Annotated in this window: 15 protein-coding genes; 12 read left to right on the top strand and 3 right to left on the bottom strand. The window is 44.0% G+C overall.

Annotation, left to right across the window (positions count from 1 at the left end; all coding sequences use genetic code 11):
* Positions 1-8 precede the first annotated feature (8 nt).
* From recG to BI182_RS11325, 11 genes are all read left to right on the top strand, one after another.
* Positions 9-2048 (top strand): ATP-dependent DNA helicase RecG, encoded by a 2040-nt coding sequence (gene recG, locus BI182_RS11375; RefSeq protein ID WP_286808099.1) that lies wholly within the window; start codon positions 9-11, stop codon positions 2046-2048.
* Positions 2049-2056: 8 nt separating this feature from the next.
* A complete protein-coding gene (gene rsmD, locus BI182_RS11370) occupies positions 2057-2653 on the top strand; it encodes a 16S rRNA (guanine(966)-N(2))-methyltransferase RsmD (protein WP_148636448.1) in 597 nt (198 codons plus the stop codon).
* Positions 2616-3113, top strand: a complete 498-nt coding sequence (gene coaD, locus BI182_RS11365) for a pantetheine-phosphate adenylyltransferase (RefSeq protein WP_070371219.1) — start codon at positions 2616-2618, stop codon at positions 3111-3113. The genes rsmD and coaD overlap by 38 nt, the downstream gene beginning before the upstream one ends.
* Complete coding sequence (locus BI182_RS11360; protein ID WP_070371220.1) at positions 3110-3556, top strand: hypothetical protein; 447 nt, start codon at positions 3110-3112, stop codon at positions 3554-3556. Before coaD ends, BI182_RS11360 begins: the two co-directional genes overlap by 4 nt.
* 73 nt (positions 3557-3629) lie before the next feature.
* A complete protein-coding gene (locus BI182_RS11355; protein WP_070371221.1) occupies positions 3630-4469 on the top strand; it encodes a CvfB family protein in 840 nt (279 codons plus the stop codon).
* Positions 4459-5634, top strand: a complete 1176-nt coding sequence (locus tag BI182_RS11350; RefSeq protein WP_286808082.1) for a DUF362 domain-containing protein — start codon at positions 4459-4461, stop codon at positions 5632-5634. Before BI182_RS11355 ends, BI182_RS11350 begins: the two co-directional genes overlap by 11 nt.
* Positions 5635-5746: 112 nt before the next feature.
* Positions 5747-7384 (top strand): biosynthetic-type acetolactate synthase large subunit, encoded by a 1638-nt coding sequence (ilvB, locus tag BI182_RS11345; RefSeq protein ID WP_502691639.1) that lies wholly within the window; start codon positions 5747-5749, stop codon positions 7382-7384.
* Between the two features lie 11 nt (positions 7385-7395).
* Entirely contained in the window at positions 7396-7893 is a 498-nt protein-coding gene (ilvN, locus tag BI182_RS11340; RefSeq protein WP_070371223.1) for an acetolactate synthase small subunit, read from the top strand.
* Between the two features lie 211 nt (positions 7894-8104).
* On the top strand, positions 8105-8677 hold the full coding sequence (nuoE, locus tag BI182_RS11335; RefSeq protein WP_070371224.1) for an NADH-quinone oxidoreductase subunit NuoE: 573 nt from the start codon (positions 8105-8107) through the stop codon (positions 8675-8677).
* Positions 8674-10425: an NADH-quinone oxidoreductase subunit NuoF gene (locus BI182_RS11330; RefSeq protein ID WP_286808068.1), complete on the top strand. Its 1752-nt coding sequence runs from the start codon at positions 8674-8676 to the stop codon at positions 10423-10425. Before nuoE ends, BI182_RS11330 begins: the two co-directional genes overlap by 4 nt.
* 14 nt (positions 10426-10439) lie before the next feature.
* Positions 10440-13955: a molybdopterin-dependent oxidoreductase gene (locus tag BI182_RS11325; RefSeq protein WP_286808060.1), complete on the top strand. Its 3516-nt coding sequence runs from the start codon at positions 10440-10442 to the stop codon at positions 13953-13955.
* A 154-nt stretch (positions 13956-14109) separates the two neighbouring features.
* On the opposite strand, the gene BI182_RS11320 is transcribed toward BI182_RS11325, so the two are convergent.
* The 3 genes from BI182_RS11320 to BI182_RS11310 are packed head-to-tail and all read right to left on the bottom strand — an operon-like array spanning position 14110 to position 15403.
* Positions 14110-14412: a hypothetical protein gene (locus tag BI182_RS11320; RefSeq protein ID WP_148636456.1), complete on the bottom strand. Its 303-nt coding sequence runs from the start codon at positions 14410-14412 to the stop codon at positions 14110-14112.
* 40 nt (positions 14413-14452) lie between these two features.
* The gene (locus BI182_RS11315; protein ID WP_286808057.1) at positions 14453-15196 is read right to left on the bottom strand and encodes a DUF3169 family protein; all 744 of its coding nucleotides are present in this window, start codon (positions 15194-15196) and stop codon (positions 14453-14455) included.
* A gap of 3 nt (positions 15197-15199) precedes the next feature.
* Positions 15200-15403 (bottom strand): helix-turn-helix transcriptional regulator, encoded by a 204-nt coding sequence (locus tag BI182_RS11310; protein WP_070369411.1) that lies wholly within the window; start codon positions 15401-15403, stop codon positions 15200-15202.
* Positions 15404-15604: 201 nt separating this feature from the next.
* Between BI182_RS11310 and polA the strand changes: the two genes are divergently transcribed.
* Positions 15605-18247 carry a DNA polymerase I gene (gene polA / locus BI182_RS11305; RefSeq protein ID WP_286808051.1) on the top strand — a complete coding sequence of 881 codons (2643 nt, stop codon included), beginning with the start codon at positions 15605-15607 and terminating at the stop codon, positions 18245-18247.
* Positions 18248-18256: the final 9 nt, after the last annotated feature.

Raw genomic sequence — 18256 nt, 5'->3', positions numbered from 1 at the left:
GAAAAGCCATGAAATGGGAAGATTCGCTGGATAAAGTTAAAGGGGTGGGACCCAAACGTAGCGAAGCACTGGCAAAGGTTGGAATCAAGACGGTAGGTAATCTTTTGTCTTATTATCCTAAAAAATATATTGACCGTAGCGTTTTTGGGGACCCGGAGCACTTTTTTGAGGATCAGGAAATTTCTCTCAAAGCGACGGTTTTAGATACGGGCCGGGTTCAGCGGATTCGGGGAAATCTTTCGATTTTTTCGTTACCATTGCTATGGGAGAATAAAAAACTGTCGGCGGTATTTTTCAACCAACCCTATTTGAAACATACCTTTCAGGAGAATCAGGACTATTATTTTTATGGCAGGATCAAAAAAGGCTATGGGAGCATAAAGATCACCAATCCTCAATTTGTAAAGGCCAGTAATCCCGGTGTTTTTTTTGAACTGACACCAGTTTACCGAACTATTCAGGGTGTTCCTGGGAGTTTTATCCCGAAAGCACTCAAAGAGATCTTTTGTGATAGTCTGGAGATTCCTGAATCAATGCCGGAAGTGATCCGTTCTGGGGAAAATCTACTTGATATGAAGAGCGCATTAAAAGCAATTCATTTTCCTGACAAGGCAGAAGATGTCATTTTAGGAATTCAACGACTCAAATTCAATGAGGCCTTGAAAATAAACATGGGGATCATGTCCAGTGCCCGGGAAAAAAGATATTCAGAAATTGATATTAATCTGTTTACCGGTTTGGAACCATTTGTAAACAGCTTGCCATACGAATTGACTGCCAGCCAGCGTTTGGTAATCGACGATATGGTTGCCGATTTAAAGAATGGTCAGGTGATGAATCGGCTGGTTCAGGGGGATGTCGGTTCCGGAAAAACAGTAATTGCTGCGATCGCTGCCTGTCTGATGGCGCAAAATGGTTACCAGACGGCTTATATGGCGCCCACCGAAATATTGGCACAGCAGCATGGGCGCAGCTTTAAGGAACTGTTAAAAAATACTGGTGTAACCGTGGCAGTGGTTACTGGTAGTCTCAAAGCCAAAGAAAGACGTGAAATACTAAAACAGGTTGCTCTAGGTCAGGTTTCGGTGATTATCGGTACCCATGCTCTGATTCAGCAATCGGTGGCGTATTACAATCTGGGGCTGGTAATCACGGATGAACAGCATCGTTTTGGGGTTAAACAGCGGAGTCAGTTATCATCAAAGGGGAACCAACCCCACACCATGGTTATGAGTGCGACGCCGATCCCCCGGACATTGGCGTTGATCCTCTACGGCGATTTATCGGTATCTTACATTGATGAGCTTCCAAAAGGACGGAAACCGATCAAGACTTACTGTTATAATGAAGCATCCCTGCATAAGATCCTGGGTTTTGTTCAGGACGAAATGTCAAAGGGACGGCAGTCTTTTGTGATATGCCCTTTTATTGAGGCTTCGGAAGAACTGGAAGCAGTTCGGGATACAGAGTCTGTATATTTGGAATTACTGCAAAAAATTGATCCCAAATATCGGATGGCATGCCTCCACGGTCGTCTCAAAAGCGAAGAAAAAGATTCAATCATTCAGGCATTCAACCAGGGCAGGATTGATTGTCTGGTGGCAACCAGTATTATCGAGGTTGGCATCGATGTTCCTAATGTCAGCACAATGGTGATTCTCAGTGCTGAACGATTTGGATTATCTCAGCTTCATCAGCTGCGGGGCCGGGTGGGACGTGGAAATCATCAGTCGTATTGTTTTCTGGTTACCAATTCTAAAAGCGACGATACATTGGCCCGAATGAAGGTGATTGTCAATAATCGCAACGGCCGAAAGATTGCGGATGAAGATTTCAAGTTAAGAGGGCCGGGTGACTATTTTGGATTTAAACAGCATGGCTTGCCAAAACTCGGCTTACTTAATCCCACTGAAGAATTAGCCCTGATAAAGCGAACCAAGGAAATTGCTGAGGTCATTTTTGAATCCCACAATCAGGAAATGATGACATTTAAAAACGACGTGCTGAAGTCATTTTACATTGATATAGCAGACATATCATTAACTTAGGAGGCAAAATGCGAATAATTGCCGGCGAAAAACGCGGTAAGAAATTAACAACCATCAGTGGGGACAGAATTAGACCAACAGCTGACAAAATCAAAGGGGCCGTTTTTAACAGTCTTCAGAATGAGGTGCGGGAGGCAGCGGTTTTTATTGACTTGTTTTCGGGCACGGGGGCGATGGGCCTGGAAGCACTGAGCCGGGGTGTGGAGTCGGCGTACTTTTTTGATCTCTCCAGTGAGAGCATACAAATAACATCAAAAAATATTCAGTTGCTGGGATATGAGAAGCGTGCCCGGGTCTTTAATCAGTCGGCACAAAGTGGGGTGGAAATGTTGGCGCGGAATAAGATTCTGTGCGACATTATCTTTGTGGATCCACCGTATTGTCAGGTTGATGAGATTTATCACTTGCTGGAAATGATCTCTGAAAAAGAAATTCTTTCTGAAAAAGGAAAATTAGTGATTGAAACAGAAAAATCTGTTATAATGCCATTAGTAAAAAATAAGTTGACGTGTTACAAGTCAAAAAAATACGGTATCACGACAATTAGTTATTATTCTAGGGAGAATTATGAGCACAAAAATTGCAGTTTACCCCGGGAGTTTTGATCCCATAACCAAAGGTCATCTCGACATGATTGAACGAGCTACAAAAATATTTGATAAAGTGATAGTTTGTGTGATGATTAACAGCAGCAAAAACTATCTTTTTAACTGTGAGGAGCGGGTGGCGCTAATTAAAGATTGTCTTGACGGCATCGAAAACGTTGAGGTTGATTTCTATGATGGGCTCTTGATTGATTATGTCAGAATGCGAAACACCAATATTATTGTCAAGGGGCTTCGGGCTTTTTTGGATTTTGAATATGAATTTCAAATGGCATTGACCAATAAGCATCTTGATAATGAGATTGAAACTTTTTTTATGATAACGAGCAATAAGCATTCATATTTAAGCTCGACTTTAGTAAAAGAACTTGTTAAATATCAGGGAGACGTGTCCGATTTTCTCCCCCAAAACGTTGAAAAAGCGATACAAAAGAAGTATGAGGAAGGATGTATGAAATGAGGGTACTTGACTTATTAGCAGAATTAGAAGAAGTCGTGGAAAAAGGAAACACGCTTCCCTTTTCATCTAAAGCGTTAGTAAATCCTGAAGAAGTAATAGAGATTATTGATGAAATAAGAGATTCATTGCCAGAAGAATTGGCAGAGGCAAAAAAAATCGTAGCAGAGCGTAAAAAGATTATTTTTGCAGCCCAAAGTGAAGCGGATCATATTAAAGCGGAGGCTGAAAAAAGATTAAGAGAATTGATTGATACGAATGAGATAACGAAAACAGCGACAGCCAATGCCAATGAAATTATGAGAAATGCGAATATGAGTGCAAAGGCTTTAAAAACTGGAACACAAAACTATGCTGACAAACTGCTTTATAGTTTTCAGATACAGTTAAAAGAAATGAACGATCAAATTGAACAGAATCGACGAGAATTAAAAAACATGAAATAATTGGCAAGGCAAGGGTTGTGTGATGAACACGGCCTTTTTTGTGCCTGGCTACTAAATAAATGAGGTAAAGAAAATGATAGAAATAGGAAAAGTACAAACATTGACCATCGAACGGATAACACCCATTGGAGCATATCTTTCAGATGGATTTGATACAACGGATGTCGTCTTGCTGCCAGAAAAAGAAGTGCCAAAGAACAGCCGGGCTGGGGATCAGATCGATGTATTTATCTACCGGGATTCAAAGGATCGGCTGATATCGACAACCCGGGAACCCAAGATTCAAATAGGTGAATTCGCAGCACTTAAGGTCGCAGATATTACCAAAGTTGGCGCTTTTCTGGATTGGGGTCTGGAAAAAGATCTGTTATTGCCATACAATGAGCAAACGGTCAAGGTTCAAAAAGGCCGGGATTATCTGGTTAATCTGTATACCGATAAAAGTGATCGCTTATGTGCAACGATGAAAATTTATCCGCTACTGAAAGTTGATGCACCTTACAAGGTAGGCGATTGGATTGAAGGCTATGTTTATCAGATCAATCCAGAAATAGGCGCCTTTGTGGCCATCGATAATTTATATCATGGGCTGATATTAATAAAGGATGCAAACTCAGACATTCATTGCGGGGAAAAAGTTCACGCCCGCGTTTCTGAAATTCGAAATGACGGAAAGCTGGTTTTGAGCCCCAATAAAAAAGCCTATAAAGAAATTCCAAAAGATGCTGTTGCCATTCTCACAAAATTAAATGAAAGTCAAGGTTTCTTACCGTATAATGATAAAACCGATGCGTATCTAATAAAAAAAGAATTTAATATGAGTAAGAGTTCTTTTAAACGCGCAGTGGGTAAATTATTAAAAGAGAAAAAAATCAAAATAACGGAAAGAGGCATTGAGAAAAATGGAAAATAAAAAATCCCGGGTTGTTATTATGGGCTGCGAATCCTATGATAACGAACTGGTTTATGAAAAACTGAAAGCTGCCATTGAACTTCTCGGCGGAATCGGACAATTTGTAAACGAACAGGAGCGGATTTTACTCAAACCCAATTTACTAAGAGGAAAAACCCCGGATGCTGCTATAACCACCCATCCGGCGGTATTTGAAGCAATGATCCGACTACTCAAAGAAGCAAATTGTAACCGCATTTTCTTTGGTGATTCACCTGGTTTCGGCGCTCCCGGGGGGGCAGCGAAAGAGAGTGGTCTCGCCGCTATCGCAGCAAATTATGAAATACCATTAAAAGAATTTAGTCATGGACAGCAAATGGATTTTTTGCTGGGTATCGGAACTAAGAAATTTGAAATCGCCCAGGGTGTTTTGGAAAGTGATGCAATCATTAGCCTTCCGAAAATGAAGACGCATGGGTTAACCCGGATTACTGGGGCTATCAAAAATCAATTCGGCTGCGTATATGGTTTAAACAAAGGCATGTCACATGCACACTATCCGAATGTCCAAAGTTTTTCAAAAATGCTGGTGGATTTAAACCGGTATCTGATTCCCAAATTACGACTTTTTGTTATGGATGGAATTGTTGCAATGGAGGGAAATGGACCGGCCTCGGGTAATCCAGTGCCAATGAAGGTATTGCTGGTATCAGACGACCCAGTGGCCCTGGATGCGACTTTTGCCAGAATGATTAATCTCGATCCGACCTATATACCGACCATTACTTATGGAGAAGAAATGGAACTGGGATATTGGAGTGAAGAAAATATTGAAATTCTGGGAGAACCATTTGAACAGTTTTACAATCCTGAATTCGATGTAGTTCGGATTCCTGTCAGTGAAGGAGAGCCTTCGACCCTTTCGGTATTAAAGCCGATTCAGGATTTCATCATACAAAAGCCAGTCGTTGATAAAGAAAAATGCATCGGTTGTGGGATTTGTGAAGCGAGTTGTCCGGTTGAGAAAAAAGCCATCCGGATTGTGGAGCGAAAGCGCAGAAAATATCCTTTATATTTTTATAATCGCTGCATTCGTTGCTATTGCTGTCAGGAAATGTGTCCGGTAGGCGCTATTTCTGTTAAAACCCCGTTATTGGGAAAGATGACCATTTATAAAAATAATTAATGTATCGATACGTTCATACAAAAATATTTTCTTCATGTGAGAAAAAAGACATTGACAAAATGTCTAAATTTTAATAAGATAATCGGAAATACTTAAAAAGGGAGTGATTCCACTGTTAGCATCAAAATTAATTTTAAAATGTCTTGAACGAGAAAATGTTGAGTTTGTGTTTGGTTATCCCGGAGGTGCCCTCCTGCCTCTCTATGAAGCATTTAGAACATCTCCAATCAAACATATTTTAGTGCGAAACGAACAGACAGCGCCGCATTATGCGAGTGGATATGCCAGAGAATCTGGGCGTGTCGGTGTATGTTTGGCAACATCAGGTCCTGGGGCAACCAATTTAGTAACCGGTATTGCAACCGCTTACCTTGATTCGATTCCCATTGTTGCCATTACCGGTCAAGTGGATCGGGCCCTCATCGGAACAGATGCCTTCCAGGAGGCAGATATCACCGGTGCAACCGCTCCCTTTACAAAACATAGTTATTTGGTTCAAAATGCTGCGGATATCCCCAGAATCATTCGAGAGGCTTTTCATATTGCTTCGACAGGCCGACCAGGACCGGTTCTCATCGATATTCCCCGAGATGTTCAACTGGAGAATGTCAAAACCGGACTCACCTATGACAAAATTGACATTATGGGGTACAAGCCGAATCTCAATGGTCACAGTGGACAAATTAAGCGGGCAATAAAAAAGATAAAAGAAGCGACAAAGCCGGTTATTTATGCTGGTGGTGGCGTTGTTCTGGGAAATGCACAAACAGAACTACTAGCCTTTGCAGAAAAGAACAATATACCCGTAATTACTTCGCTAATGGGGATTGGTGGGTTTCCAGAAGATCATCCGTTATATTGCGGAATCGTTGGTAGCCACGGCTATAAGTATTCCAATGTGGTAATGAATGGTGCCGATTTAATCATCAATATTGGGGCACGAATGTCGAATCGCGCGACATCGCAGTTGACAAAATTTGAAAAGGATACTGATTTTGTTCATATTGATATCGACCCGGCAGAAATTGGAAAAAATATGGAAACAAATATCCCGATTGTCGGAGATGCCAAAACGGTATTATCCGAACTGGTACAAAAGGATACCGTTGGTGACCATGCTGGTTGGTTGGCTGAAATTGAAACAATTCGCAGCGAGAACCCGCTGGTTTACGATGCTGATCCGCCATGTAGCGATTTGATTAACCCGAAGATTTTGTTTAAAGATATGTCGGAAATGACTTCAGATAATGCTACGGTAGTGGGTGACGTCGGACTTAACCAAATTTGGTCTGCTCTGTATTATCGGATTATTAAAAACCGCAGATACTATACTTCTGGTGGGTTGGGAACCATGGGCTATAGTATCCCGGCTGCCTGCGGCGCCGCTTTTGCATCCTTGGACAAACCTAAGGAAATATTTATCGTCTGTGGAGATGGCAGTTTCCAGATGAGTATGGGTGAACTGGGAGTAATAGCCGAACATCAGCTGAATGTCAATATTATTCTGATTACCAATACAAAGTTGGGAATGGTGCGACAGCTGCAGTTTGATAACTATGGTAAAGGTCATTATAGTGGAACGGATATTAATTTCGATATTGATTTTATGAAACTGGCCGAAGCCTATGGCATCAAAAGTTTTAAGGTTGATAAAAACGCTGACTTTAACAAGGTGCTCCCGGAAGTAATCAAGCATCAGGGTCCAACCTTGATTCAATGTCAGGTTCATCCTGATTTCATAAGGATATAGGGAGAGTGACAATGGAGAAAAAAACCTGTTTATCATTATTGGTAGAAAATAATTTTGGTGTCTTAAGCCGCATTTCAGGTCTCTTTGCGAGACGTGGTTATAATATTGACAGTCTAACAGTCGGAACCACCGAAAATGCTGAACTTTCCCGGATTACCATTACGGTGACCGGAGATGATCAAATTTTAACCCAAATTAAAAAGCAATTAAACAAACTCATTGATGTAATTACCGTTATTGAGCTAAAACCAGATGAAGCCATTATCAGAGAGTTGGTTTTTATTAAGGTGAAGGCTGATGACACGACCCGATCTCAAATTGTTGAAATTGCCAATATGTTCCGGGCTAATATCGTCGATGTTGCCAGAGAAAGTTTGGTTATTGAAATTACCGGCACCCGCTATAAAATCGAAGGCTTCTTTGAAATGGTTGAGCCCTATGGAATTTTAGAGTTTGTCCGATCTGGGGATACCGGTTTACAACGTGGCGGGAAAATATTATCCCATTAATAAAAATCAAAATAATTATGAACAAAACATGCTATCGAACCGCTGGAATTAATTTCAGCGGTTCGTAACCGTTCTGGTTCTTTTGTTTTTTTGTTATTTTACTTAAATTATGAAAAAATATACAATTTTTTATGTGTCAAAAAGTGTATAATTATGAAGACTATCAATTACTGAAATAATTCATTAGCCGAATTTGAAAGGAGTTTATTATATGAGTCATGAAATAAACGAACATGAGCATAATTGTGGATGCGGCTGTCACGGGGAAAAAACAAATCCCTTCACTGAACTAAACCCAGTGTTGGATCGTTATGCTGATATTCCCGGAAGTCTGATTTCGATCCTACAAAAAGCTCAGGAACTTTATGGTTTTTTATCGGTGGAGCTGATGCGTCATATCGCAGCCGAAACCCACATAAGTATTGCCAAGGTTTACGGGGTGGCCACCTTTTACACCCAGTTCCGTTTCGAGCCGGTCGGGAAATACCTGATCATGCTGTGTCAGGGGACTGCCTGTCATGTCAACGGCTCCAAACTGGTGGAAGAAGCGGTGATGGACTATCTCAAGATTAAGGAAGGCGAAACCACCGCCGATGGTCTGTTTACCCTGAACAACGTGGCCTGTCTGGGGTGTTGCAGTTTATCTCCTGTAATGATGATCAACGACGATACCTATGGTCAGCTGACCAAAGAAAAGGCCACTCATATTCTGGCCGAGTTAAAAGAAAAAGCCAGTAATGAAGGGACTGATTCAGAGACCAGCATCCAGGAGGTGACGGCATGAAAATTATTATCGGATCAGGCAGCTGCGGCATTGCCGCCGGCGCCCACAAGGTACAGAGCGCATTTGAAACCATCATCGCCGAAAAGGGTCTGGAGCTGTCCGTTGAACAAACCGGATGTATCGGCACCTGTTACCTGGAACCCATTGTTGACGTGGTTGACGATGCTGGCAACAAGGTGACCTTTGTCAACGTCACCACCGACGATGCCCGGCGGATTATTGACGACTACGTGGTTGCCCAAAAAGAACTGACGGATTTACAGATCTCTCAGGATGACCTGACCATGATTGGCAAACAGAAACGGATTGTGCTGCGCAACTCCGGGATCATCGATCCCGAACGGATTGACGACTATCTGGCCGTTGACGGCTACCTGGCCGCCCGGAAATGTCTGACCGAGCTGACCCCGGAAGCCATCATCGAAACCGTCAAGATTGCCGGTTTAAAGGGCCGGGGCGGGGCCGGTTTCCCCACCTGGTTCAAATGGGACGCCGCCCGGAAATCCCCCGGAACCACCAAATATATGGTCTGTAACGCCGATGAAGGCGACCCCGGCGCCTTTATGGATCGGTCCGTGCTTGAAAGCGATCCCCATGCTTTGATTGAAGGGATGTTAATCGGGGCCAAAGCCATCGGTGCCAGCGAAGGCGTTGTTTACGTCCGGGCCGAATATCCCCTGGCCATTGTCCGTTTGCAGAAGGCCATCGACCAGGCCCGGGAAAAAGGCTATCTCGGCTTAAATATCTTCGACACCGGGTTCGACTTCGACCTGCGGATCAAAGCTGGCGCTGGCGCCTTTGTCTGCGGCGAAGAAACCGCCCTGATCGCCTCACTGGAAGGGGAACGGGGCATGCCCCGTTTAAAACCACCCTTTCCGGCCCAGAAAGGCTACTGGAACAAACCCACCAACATCAACAACGTCGAAACTTTTGCCAATGTGCCCTGGATCTTCCGTAACGGCGGCGACGCCTATGCCGCTCTGGGCACCAGAGAGAGCAAAGGCACCAAAGTTTTCGCCCTGACCGGCAAGGTCAGAAAAGGCGGTCTGGTGGAGATCCCCATGGGATTGACATTAAGAGATGTTATTTTTGATATCGGTGGTGGAATTAAACAGGATAAAGCCTTTAAAGCCGTGCAAATGGGGGGGCCCTCCGGCGGATGTATCCCCGCCAGTTTACTCGATACCCAGATCGACTACGCTGAAATCACCAAAACTGGTGCCATCATGGGCTCCGGCGGGATGGTGGTCATGGACGAAACCACCTGTATGGTGGACATGGCCCGATTCTTCCTCGATTTTACCTGTAAAGAATCCTGCGGCAAATGTACCTACTGTCGGGTGGGTACCACGCGGATGCTGGAAATCCTCAACCGGATTACTGCAGGTGAAGGAAGAGACGGCGACATCGAACTGCTTGAAGAACTCTGTTACAAGATCAAAGACGGTTCCCTGTGCGGCCTCGGTCAGACCGCTCCCAACCCGGTACTGACCACCATCAAATATTTCCGGAACGAATATGAGGATCATATTTACCATCATAAATGTACCGCCAAAAGCTGCAAGCCGCTTCTGACCTACACCATTGATCCTGAAAAATGTGTGGGCTGCGGTGCCTGTAAGAAGAACTGTCCGGTAGACGCCATTACCGGCGAAAAGAAAAAAGTCCATGAGATTAATCAGGAACTTTGTATCAAGTGCGGCAAATGTTATACGGTCTGTAAATTTGATTCCGTCAACATCGACTAGAAAGGAGTGGGAGAATGAAAAAATTTAAACTGAACATCGATGGAAGAGAAGTCACCGGGACTTCCGGTCAAACCATTTTGGAAGTCGCCCGGGAAAACGCAATCGAGATTCCCACCCTGTGCTATGACGAACGTCTGGACATCTACGGATCCTGCGGACTCTGTGTGGTGGAGGTGCAGGGGATTCCCAAAATCCTGAAAGCCTGTGCCACCGAAATCAGCGACAACATGGTGGTCAACACCCGGACTCCCCGGGTTATTGAATCCCGCAAAACCAATCTGGAACTGCTATTATCCAAACACATCGGCGACTGTGTCGCCCCCTGCAAACGAGCCTGTCCCGGAACCACCGACTGTCAGGGTTACGTCGGCCTAATTGCCAACGGCGAATTTTCCGAAGCTTTAAAACTGATCAAAGAACAATTACCCTTGCCCGGAGCCATTGGCCGGGTCTGCCCCCACCCCTGTGAAACCGCCTGTCGCCGGGGGGAAGTCGATGAGCCCATCTCGATTGCCTGGCTCAAACGTTTTGCCTCTGACTTTGATATGACCCATGCGATGTTTGTACCGGAAATTGCCAAAGACACTGGAAAATCCATCGGGATTATCGGCGGCGGCCCCGGCGGACTCACCGCTGCCTATTACCTGATCCAGTCCGGTCATGCCGTGACCATTTATGACGCCATGCCCAAAATGGGTGGGATGCTGCGTTACGGGATTCCTGAATACCGACTGCCCAAAGGTGTGGTTGACGAAGAAGTGGGACTGATTGAAGACATGGGGGTGGTCTTTAAAAACAACACCCGGGTCGGTACCGATATCCCCTTTGACACCATCCGCAACAGCCATGACGCCGTCTACGTCGCATTAGGTGCCTGGACCAGTTCCGGACTAAGATGCGAAGGTATCGACGCTACCGGTGTCATCGGCGGAATTGAACTGCTGCGGCAGGTGGCCAATAACGAACCCATCGTTCTCGGTGAAAAAGTCGCCATTGTCGGCGGCGGCAACACCGCCATGGATGCCTGCCGGACTGCCATCCGTTTAGGCGCCAAGGAAGTCTATAATATCTACCGCCGCACCAAAGCCGAAATGCCGGCCGAAGCAATCGAGATCATCGAAGCCGAAGAAGAAGGGGTGATCTTTAAAAATCTGACCAACCCCATTGAAGTCATCAAAGGCGATGACGGCCAGATTGTTAAAATCCGGCTTCAGAAAATGGCCCTTGGCGAGCCCGATGCCAGCGGCCGCCGCAGCCCGATCCCGATTCCCGGCGAAGAAGAGATTCTCGACATTGATACCCTGATTCTGGCCATTGGCCAGGGCATCAACCCGGATGGGATTGGCGGCGAAAATGGCCTGACGCTGACCAAATGGAATACCGTGCTGGCCGATGAACAGACCTTCCGCACAAATCTGGAGGGCGTTTTTGCCGGTGGTGACTGCATCAACAGCGGCGCTTCCATTGTCATCAAAGCCGTTGGCGATGCCAAAAAAGCCGTGCCCTTTATTGAAGGCTACTTAAACGGTGAAACCATTGCCTACCATGAACCCTATTATGTTACCCGGGAAGTCGTCGATCAGGATTACCTCGAAAGCATCAAGAAAAACAAACGGCCGGCAATGACTCATCTGGCACCGGAAGAACGCAACGACAACTTCCTCGAAGTCGTCGAAGGCTATACCCCGCTCCAGGCCGTGGAAGAAGCCAAACGGTGCCTCGAGTGCGGCTGCCAGGATTATTTTGAGTGTAAGCTGGTGGCCTATGCCAACGAATATGCGGTCAAACCCGACCGCTTCAAAGGAAAGAATCCGGAAGCAAAAATTCAGGATGACCACCCCTTTGTCATCCGGGATAACAGCAAGTGCATCACCTGTGGTCTCTGCGTCCGGGTCTGCGATGAAATCGTCGGCGTCCAGGCTCTGGGTCTGGTTGATCGGGGCTTTGAAACCATTGTCGAACCAGCCCTGCGCCAACCATTAAAAGACACCGGCTGTGTCAGCTGCGGCCTGTGTATCTCGGTCTGTCCCACCGGCGCCTTAAGAGAAGGTCTCACTGGCATTAAACAGATCCCGCTGGATACCGATAAAACCGAATCCACATGCGGTTACTGCTCTGCCGGTTGCCAGATTATTATTGAATCCAAGGGTGATACCATTATTAAAGCGATTCCCCGGAAAAACCATCAGGAGATCAACCAGGGGGTCATGTGCGGTCGGGGCCGCTTCGGCACCAACCTGGTGCAGTGGGGCGATCGCATCACCACCCCGCTGATTCGCAACAAACAAGGCGAGCTTATCGAAGCCACCTGGTATGATGCCCTGGTTGCCATTGCCAAAAAATCCCAGAGTATTGCCGCCCGCTATGGTGCTAATGCTGTGAAGATGGGGATTTCACCCAAATATACCAACGAAGAAATCCATACTTTCACCCGGCTGGCGGCAGTGCTCCGGGCGGAAACCTTCAGTTTCAGCAACCGTCATGATGGTGCGAAAGACGTTCTCAAGAGTGATTATCAGATCCGGGATATGAACGCCATTGTGACCGCCGATACCATTCTGGTCCTGGGTATGCTGCCGGTCAACAACCCGATTGTCAAGTATAAGCTCACCCAGGCATCAAAAAACGGCGCCAGTATTTTTGTCATCAACCATCTGGAAAGCGGTTATGATCACATCGCCGATGAGTTTATCACCGAATGCGAGGATCTGGAGTTTTTGGGAGAAATTACCAAGTATGTGCTGGAAAACGGAACCATCAACACTAATCTCAACAATCTGGAGCAGTTAAAAGCATCCCTGGAAGACTTTGATATCGGTGACGAAGCCCAGATTATCGGCGAAGGTCTGGTCAATGCCAAAAACCTGGTGGTGGTACTGGGTGATAAGTATATCACGGAAGAAGCATCCGCTTTGGTCGGCGATATACTGGCGCTATTGGGCAAAACAGACGGCAGACGCAGCGGTATCTTCAGAGTGGCTGTTAAGAACAACAGCCGGGGACTCACTGCCCTAGGGGTGACCAATACCCCGGAAGTTCTGGCCGATGCCAAAGCGCTGCTGCTTTTTGGTGAAGATCCCAATGCTGACTTAAGTGGCTATGACTTTTTAATGGTGCAGGATACTCATCTGACAGATGCCGCTCAGAAAGCTGACGTGGTGCTGCCAGCCCTGGCCTTCCCGGAAGTGAGTGGCACCTTTGTCAATACCGAAGGACGGTTACTAAAAGTAAAAGAAGCTGTGGACAATCCCCTGGAACTGAGTAATCTGAAAATGGCTCAGGCCATCGCGGATATTCTCTCAACCGATCTGGGATCCGCCTGTCCGGGCAAGATTTTAAAAGCCATTGGGGAAACTCATGATGCCTTCAGAAATGTGGGCGTCGGTGAACTGCTCAACGGCCAGCAAACCGAAAGCGGTGAAACCGCCCTTAAACCCTATCAGGAAGGACGTCTCTTTACGGAAATCCCCTATACTGATTATTTGATGAATGAGATTCAGGGCGAACTGAATAAGGTGATTAATCATTAAAATCCCTTTTATTATGAGCTTTTAAAGAATAGATCGTAGAACTCAATAAAATAACTAAAAATTGTCGATAAACTAAAAGTACCGTTTTGATGATCGTTTCAAAACGGTACTTTTTAGATAAAAGATGTAAAATAGAAATGCGGTTTTTGGTGTGTTATTCTTCTTCACAAATCAGTAAAAATATTTCTCGGGCGACCCCAGTTAGATTGGTTTGATCTTCAAAGGATAGGTTTCGGATTTTGGCTACAATGGGATCATTTCCTGAATATAAGGCATCAGCCTTCATTACAACTTGCATTTGCGACGGTGACATATTTGTCAATTGATAAGTAGCCGGATTAAGGGTGATACCAATTCGTTTTTCGTTTTTGATAAACTCCATTCGATTTCCGCAAACAAGACCTTGTTCAAGATAGGTCCATCCTTCACACTGGGCTTTGGCTAAAATTTTCTTCATTGTTGGCAACTCCTATAAAAATTATATTACTTTAGTGAAATTATTGGACATTGTCCAGCTGTCCATGCTGAAATCGGTTGGCAGATCTAGCATAAACCAGAGTTTGAGTAATCCATAAAAACCCAATCAGTAAATAAGGAAAGATGCCAATATTAACTGCAATGGAAATGAGCAGACACAATGTCATAACACCGCAGTAAACAAAATTCATGAGTTGGTAGCAACGATAGGACGCCTTGTAAATCACAAATTTTTCAGCTTCATCACAACTTTTGATCCATTCTTTGTCAAAGTTAAAATCGAGTGGGTTGCCTTTTTTCTCGGGATACAAAACTTTTGTCAATTTTATCGTAAGAACCATCATGATTAAAGCAAACGATGTATTGAGTAAAAATAGAATCAGACCAATAAGTACAGGTTCATTCAGGGCATTAGTAACGGTGATTCCGAAGAGACAAAATCCACTGATCATGGTTGCCGAAATTAGCGGAAGTAAAACACCAAGCTGATGATCAATCTGATCAAAAAGGGCATCATCATTAGGATCGAGACGATTTAATTTATGTTTTACTGAGAAGAAGATAATTAGTATCAGCAATGCGCATAATCCAAAGATAAAGAATTGAATGTATAAATTGTTATGCAAGATCAAATTTTGAAAGTTTAATAAACCGTGGAAGATTGCGGTTTCAAAATGAATAATGAACCAACCCAATAATCCGCCAATCAGTGATGAGACGATGATGGCGATTAAAAATTTTAGTGTCTGTTTTTGTATTTTCATTGTTTACTCCTCTTCATATAAAAATAGTTCTTCAACGGTTGTTCCAAATACTTTAGCGATTCTTAGAGCCAAAATAACAGATGGGGAATAGTCACCCCGTTCAATCAGACTGATTGTTTGTCGGGATGTGCCGACCATTTTTCCCAAATCTGACTGGTTCAGATTATCGCGCGCACGATATTCCTTCAAGCGATTCTTCAATCCCACAATGGCACCTCCAGAGCCCATAATTGTTTTGACAATAATAAATGTCATGATGACAACTATTATTGTCAAAAACAGTATAACTCTGACAATAATAATTGTCAAGTGAAGCTTTTCAATTTATTCAATGTTCAATCGTCAATACTTTTGGTATAATAACTATATTTGTATTATTGAGAGTAAAGAAAGAGAAAGCGAGATCAAATGAAAAGTATCTTAATCGATGGGAACAGTCTTTTTTACCGAACCTTTTACGCTATCCGGGAAATGTCAAATTCCAAGGGCGTGCCGACAAATGCCATTTATGGTTTTGTTAATATATTAGTTAAAATTCAAGATGAATATAAACCGGATTATTTAGGGATTGCCTTCGACCTTAAGGGGCCAACCTTCAGACATCTGGCTTATGACGACTATAAGGGCGGACGTCTCAATATGCCAGAGCTTCTGGCGGAACAGTTTTCAATTTTAAAAGAGCTACTAAGAAAAATGAACATTGCCATTGTTGAGCTGGAGGGTTATGAAGCTGACGATATTATTGGCACATTGGCTACCATCGGAGCTGAAAAAGGGATCAAAACAGAAATCATCACCGGCGATCGGGATGCTTTTCAGTTAGTGGGGCCGCAAATTAAGGTCTTGTATACTAAAAAAGGAATATCTCAATTGGAAGAAGTTGATGAAGCCTGGGTACAAAATCAGTATGGTTTGACACCCCCGGATCTGATTGATTTAAAAGCGCTGATGGGTGATAAATCGGACAATATACCCGGAATTGCGGGAATTGGCGAAAAAACAGCGATCAAATTGATTCAGCAATATGGAAATCTGGAAGCGATCTATGATCACATTGACGATCAAAAAGGTAAGCAAAAGGAAAAAATCATCGCTGGAAAAGATGATGCTTTTATGAGTCGGATGTTGGGAACCATAAAACGGGACGTTCCCTGGCAGGGTGACTTTGAAGAACTGAGCTTTCACGATATTTTTAATCCTGAAAGCATTGCATTGCTCAAGGAATTGGAATTTAATACATTATTATCAAAAATAGATGCAACCGATACAGTGGAAACCATCGAAAAATGCCTTGACTTTCGTTGGATAAAAACGGCTGCTGAAATGGATGAATTGTTTAATAAAATGGCAAACGCCGCAGAAGTGATCATATATTATCATCAAGAGGATACCCAGATTTATTTTGCCCTTGGAATTGAAACGAGCTATTACTACCTTAATTCCGCGGCGGTTGTAAACTTGAAATTTTTTGATAAGCTCAAAAATTTGCCCAATATGAAAACAATCGCACTGGTTAGCCAGGATTTAAAGAACCTGATTCATATTTTTCATAAAAACGGCATTTGTGAAGTTAACGAAGCCTTTGATACCTATATTGCCACCTATCTATTGAGTCCTGGTGATCAGCGCTATGACTTAAAATCTGCCGCCTATCAGTATCTCAATCGAATGATTCTGGATGATGAGGAAATGTTTGGGAAAGGCAAAAAAATGATCAAGGCAGAAGACTTGGACGAACAGCTACTAGCTGACTATATGATCAAAAACTGTGAAACCATCAAAGATTTAAAAGCTGTTCTGGAAAGAGAACTTGAAACAACGGAAATGATGACCTTATTTAAGACCATCGAAATGCCTTTATTGGAAGTGATGGTATCGATGGAGGAACTGGGATTTAAAATTGACTTAAGCCAACTTGAAGTGCTTTCAGGTGAGTTTGAGAGCAAGCTTACCAGTCTCACCAGTGATATCTACGAACTGGCCGAAACGGAAAGTTTTAACATTAACTCTCCCAAACAATTGGGAGAGGTGCTTTTTGAACAGCTAAAACTGCCGATAGTGAAAAAGACCAAAACTGGTTATTCAACCAATATCGAAGTATTGGAGCAACTGATTCATTTTCATCCCATCATTGAAAAAATTATTGAGTATCGGATGCTGTCAAAATTGGATTCGACCTATGGCCGGGGGTTGATGGCTTTTGTAGAACCCAAAACCCAGAAGATTTATTCAACCTTTAACCAGACCGTGGCGGCAACTGGAAGGCTTAGCAGTTCGAACCCTAATCTGCAGAATATTCCGGTAAAAACAGAAATGGGACGAGCGATCAGGCGGGTTTTTGTACCTTCGACGAGTGATCGTATTTTGGTGGATGCCGACTATTCGCAGATTGAGCTCCGGGTTTTAGCCCACCTTTCAGGGGATGAAAACTTGATCGATGCGTTTAGAAAAGAACAGGATATACACACTCGCACCGCCTCTGAAATTTTTGGGATTTCACTGGATGCCGTTACCCGAACCCAGCGTGGCCAGGCCAAAGCCATTAATTTTGGACTGATCTATGGCAAACAGGCTTTTAGTTTGGGGAAAGATCTGGGAATCTCCCGAAATGAGGCGCAAGATTATATCAACCGTTATTTTTCCCGTTATCCCAAAGTTCAGGCTTATATGGATAATGTCAAACAACAGGCTAAAGAAGAAGGTTATGTGACCACCATTTGGGGAAGAAGACGTTACATTCCGGAAATGAACTCCAGAAATGCCATGCTGGTTCAAGCGGGTGAAAGGATGGCCCTAAATACCCCAATTCAGGGGAGTGCAGCGGATATTATCAAGCTTGCCATGATTAAAGTCTATAAACGCCTAAATGCGGAGAATCTAAAAGCACAGCTGATCCTGCAAGTGCATGATGAGTTGATCATTGATACCCCTAAAAATGAATGCGCCCAGGTGGAGGTACTGATTAAAGAAGAAATGGAAGGGGCGGCTCAATTAAGTGTGCCGTTAACGGTGGATGTAAACACCGGGTTGTCCTGGTATGATGTGAAATAGCAGGTGTAG

It is taken from the genome of Acetobacterium sp. MES1, assembly GCF_002237635.1.
Classification (GTDB): domain Bacteria; phylum Bacillota; class Clostridia; order Eubacteriales; family Eubacteriaceae; genus Acetobacterium; species Acetobacterium wieringae.
This window is presented reverse-complemented; position numbering and strand designations above follow the sequence as displayed.